The following is a 1,016-nucleotide window of genomic DNA, read 5'->3' on the forward strand; positions in this document are numbered from 1 at the left end:
GGCAAAATTGACCGTCGGGCCCTACCGGCACCGGATTTGTCTGCTGTAGTGACACGCAGCTATGAAGCACCTATCGGTGAAACTGAAATTGTTCTGGCACAAATCTGGCAAGAACTCCTCAGAGTCGAGCGAGTTAGTCGTCACGACCATTTCTTTGAATTGGGCGGGCATTCACTGCTTGCTGTTCAGCTCGCTTCACGTGTACGTCAGGCTCTGTCACAAGAATTATCGCTACAACAACTCTTTGCACAGCCTCTGCTGGCAGATTTGGCTCAGACACTCACCGAGGCCTCAGCGACTGAACAAATCGTCATTCCTCCGGCTGACCGTAATCAACCGCTACCTTTGTCTTTCGCCCAACAACGGTTGTGGTTCCTTAGTCAACTCGATCCCGCAGCCAGTCTGGTCTACCATATTTCGGTAACACTGCGCCTGACGGGAATACTGGATCACCCTGCCCTGACCACCGCACTCGATCGGCTGGTAGCCCGCCACGAAAGTTTACGTACCCGCTTTATTCTGCATGAGGGACAGCCCTGCCAGCACATTGATTCTGCGAACATTGGTTTTGCTCTGTCCAGTCAGGACTTACGCCAATTAGCGCCAGAAGATCATGCTCATCGCATTACGGAATTGGTCACCCTTGAAGCACAAACGCCGTTTGATTTTGCTCAGGGTCCACTGATCCGTGGTCGATTGCTGCAACTGGCGGACGATGAGCATGTGCTGTTGCTGACTCTGCATCACATTATCACTGATGGCTGGTCTGTTGGTGTACTGGAGCATGAACTGGGAGCATTCTACCGGGCTGCCCTCAACAACGAACACGATGATCCATTACCGCCGTTGCCCATCCAATATGCTGACTATGCTGTCTGGCAACGTGATTGGCTGCAAGAAACGACCCTCACACAGCAACGTGATTTCTGGTGTCAGCAACTGGCAGGTGCCCCTGCCTTATTAGCTCTGCCTACTAACCGGCCACGCCCTGCCGTGCAGACTTATCGCGGTAGTCA

Annotated in this window: 1 protein-coding gene; it reads left to right on the plus strand. The window is 53.0% G+C overall.

Translation table 11 applies throughout. From position 1 onward, the window contains the following. The coding region (locus tag AAC147_RS05985) for a condensation domain-containing protein (RefSeq protein WP_047685999.1) at nt 1-1,016 on the plus strand (1,016 nt) is incomplete at both ends.

This window comes from Xenorhabdus sp. NBAII XenSa04 (genome assembly GCF_963866145.1).
Classification (GTDB): domain Bacteria; phylum Pseudomonadota; class Gammaproteobacteria; order Enterobacterales; family Enterobacteriaceae; genus Xenorhabdus; species Xenorhabdus indica.